This window comes from Lyngbya sp. CCY1209, assembly GCF_035615495.1.
Lineage (GTDB): Bacteria > Cyanobacteriota > Cyanobacteriia > Cyanobacteriales > Microcoleaceae > Limnospira.
The window spans coordinates 1-3495 of sequence record NZ_JAJENU010000194.1 but is presented as its reverse complement, the minus strand read 5'-3'; the positions used below and the strand labels follow the sequence as shown (position 1 = coordinate 3495).

Below are 3495 nucleotides of genomic sequence, written 5' to 3'. Positions count from 1 at the left end.
AAACTCAGTTGCAACAAACCCGAGGGGAGTTGGAAACCTCCCAAACTCAGTTGCAACAAACCCGAGGGGAGTTGGAACAGTATCATGACAAGCAATTAAAGATGAAGGAAGAACTTGTAAGGTTGAGTTTGGAGCGATCGCTCACTCATCATGAGAAAACTAGAGAAGAAGTCGAGTCCCAATTCTTAGTTTGGAAAGCATGGAATTCGTATACGATGGGTCAGTATGAAAAAATGATTGGCAATTTAAGACAAGCTTGGAAACTCCAAAGCGATTCTCCCTCCGAGGCAATTTTGGGTTGGCTGGGAAGCTTTGAGAAATTCTCGGCTGAGAACAATATACCGTTCAATTCGGAAATGTTAACAAACTTACCGGAGTGGCAAAAGTTGATGAAAAAGATGACCAAGGAACGATTTAAGAAACCATTGATGGATCACAATACAAGCTCTGAAAAGTTACTGGTATAAATTTAATCACGTTACTGAATCTTACTTGATTGATTGCCATGACTCACATTGAAAGTCAAAATTTAATTCGAGATATTAAAGGAGACTTGGAAAGTCTCTCGATGAGGCTTAATTTGATCACGCAAGAATCGTCAATCTATTCAGATCATAGCACCCAGAATCACCCCTGTAATTCTCCAAAAAAATCTGTTTTACCCTTAGATCAAAATCATTACAAACCCAATCCGGTTAATTCAAAACCCAAAAATCCTCGGGAACACCATCGCTTTTTGTATTATAAAAGTGTACTCACTAATCTTATAGATGTAAAAACTACTATAGGACTAGAAATAGGAGCCTTTGATCGACCTTTTTTTTCGCCAGGGCAAGGAGATATAAGCTATGCTGACTATAGGACAACACAAGAATTAAAGAAACTGGCTAATGACACTCCAGGTCACAATGCCAATTTTGTCGTTGATGTCACATATAATTTGTCAAAAATAAATTTGAGTGATATTCCCAAAAAACATGATTACATCATTGCATCTCATGTTCTTGAACATACACCAAACATGATTGGTTTTCTTGATCAAATTTCTGATTTGTTAAAAGATACGGGTTTTGCTTTTTTCGTTATCCCTGATAAGCGTTATACTTTTGATTGTCTCAAGCCCCTAACTAGCCTGGGAGAGATCTTAGAAAACCACTTTAATAACTTAGAAAGACCGTCTTTTCGTCATGTATTTAATTCCAACTATTATAATAGACCCTTAAAGCCCGGTGATGTATGGGCTGGAAAAACCAACAGCGAGTCGCTTTCTCGCATACCAAGAGATGTGAAACAACTAATTTCGACGGCGGAAAAATCTAAAAATTCATATATTGATACCCATTGCAATATTTTCACTGATGTACATTTCTATGATGTGATCTCTGAACTAATTAAATATAATCTTGTAAATTTTGCTAAGGCGGAAGTTTATCAAGCGCAGACAGGATTTATAGATTTTTTATGTATTCTCTGGAAATCAGAAAGCAAAACCTCAGATATTCATGGTTTATTTCCCGACTTAAAAAGTAGACTTATACATTCTCATTTAACGGGGTGCAACTCCTCACATCCCTAATTCCCAAAATCGATTATCTAGAGTACATTAACCGTGCTAAAATTACTATACTCGTGCCTGACTGCCTGGAAGGGGGGGTTATCCTCCCACCCTCGAAGCAATGGCGATGGGAACCCTAACCATATGTCCAGATTGTATCGGGAATCGCTCATTTTGCCTTCCCCGTTACAATTGTCTCCGGCTGGAGTATACTGTGGAAGGAATATTGAATGCCACTTGCGAGGCTCTCAAATTATCTCCCGTTGTCGCTTGATGCCGACTGTCGTCCGCTAAACCTCAGCCGAACACAGTTTCATCAAAGAGCGAACCGCTTTTTTGAATATTCTCAATCCTAAATAAGGACAAAAATTTGAGGTCAGTTTATCAATGAAAAGTTCTGTAAACTGGAATAATTTAGAAACCAAAGGAATTGTCAGAGGCTGGATATCAACTGGAAAAGGAGGTTGTGATCCTTCTGATATCGTCGTATTGATTAATGGTCAAAAATTGACTTCTGAGCAGATTAAGCCAAAAAATTTCCATAATAATAGTGACACTTTAAAGGTTAATTTTTGCTTTGATTTATCTCAATATAATTTAAAAAATGGAGATAAAATACAGTTGGCTTGGAAAGATACGGGAGAAATACTCGGAACCAGTAAATTTGTGGCTGCCAGTCCCCAATCAGATGATGATAATATATATTTGTTTATTCATATTCCAAAAACGGCTGGTACATCTTTTAGAATCGGATTAGAACAACAATTTAATCCTTCTCAAGTTATCTATGATTATGGCATTAAATCTCCAGTCACAAGTCCAATAATTAAATCTTCAATTTACGGGGAATCGGCTAGTCCATTAAGGCTTAAAGACTATGTTGATGAGAAAAAAATCAAAGTCATAGGAGGACATATAGGAGACGCTAATCAACGTGGTATAAAGCATTATTGCTATATTTTTGGTAATCGTTTAAAATTAGTTACATTTCTGAGAGAACCTATTCGGCGGTGTTTGTCTAATTATTTTCATATGTACGATCATTATGGTTATTCCGGTACTGTTGAAACATTTGTCAAACAACGACCTAATTTACAATCGAGAGTATTAAAAGATATAGATCTGGAAAACTTGTATTTTTTGGGAATCACAGAGAAATATAATGAGTCCGTTGAATTTTTTAATCGTATTTCTCAAACTTCCGTACCATCACTCAGTCTCAACAAAAACCCTAAAATTGAAAACTTTATACAAAACTTACCTCAATCAACACTAGATTTGGTTGTTGAAAATAATGCTCTCGACCTAGAATTATACAAAGCTGGTGTTCAACTGTTTGAGAGAAGATTATCAAAAAGTTGGAAATCAAACAAACCAGTGACTTATGTTAATTTTAACAAAAAGGTATCTCCCCATGAAGTTGGTAAAATCTTGTTTAATCATCAGCCAAAACCTCTCTATAATGAATCGCTGAATTTAACTTTAATTTTCTGCGCCAAAAGTGCTTGTAGCTTTGGTTTGAAGTGGTTTTTTTATCATGCTGGACTTTACCAAGAGGTGGAATCTTATCATCCTCAGCCTCATATGTATAAAGCCAAGGTTTTTATGGCAAATCCTAAATACAGAAAACAGCTCAGAGCCACCCATAAAATTATCCATTCAAATATAGTATGTTTAGTTAGAGATCCTTTTTCTCGTGCTGTCAGTAGCTACCTTCACGCCATTAAAACTGGATATGATAATCCCGACATCTCAAAATTTTTAGGAAGGAAGATAAACCGTAAAAATAGTTTTTGTTTTGATGAGTTTGTACAATATTTAAAATCACTGGATATTAGAAATTGTAATATTCATCATAAGTTACAAGCTCATCCTTTAATTGAGATGGGTATCATCAAACCCCATCTTCTCAAAGTTGAGAACTTATTTAATGATTTTGC

General features: G+C 35.8%; 2 protein-coding genes and 1 pseudogene. All 3 read left to right on the top strand.

Annotated features, from left to right (window positions below; genetic code table 11):
- A pseudogene (locus LKE08_RS03340) lies at window positions 1–467 on the top strand (chromosome partitioning protein ParA); the annotation flags it as partial.
- 38 nt (window positions 468–505) lie between these two features.
- On the top strand, window positions 506–1576 hold the full coding sequence (locus LKE08_RS03335) for a methyltransferase domain-containing protein (protein ID WP_324702777.1): 1071 nt from the start codon (window positions 506–508) through the stop codon (window positions 1574–1576).
- A gap of 366 nt (window positions 1577–1942) precedes the next feature.
- A partial coding sequence (locus LKE08_RS03330) for a sulfotransferase family 2 domain-containing protein (protein ID WP_324702776.1) occupies window positions 1943–3495 on the top strand: 1553 nt, incomplete at its 3' end.

What these genes read in the sequence shown, in the direction of transcription:
- LKE08_RS03335 (WP_324702777.1), top strand. Translation starts at nt 506, where the DNA reads ATGACTCACATTGAAAGTCAAAATTTAATTCGAGATATTAAAGGAGAC.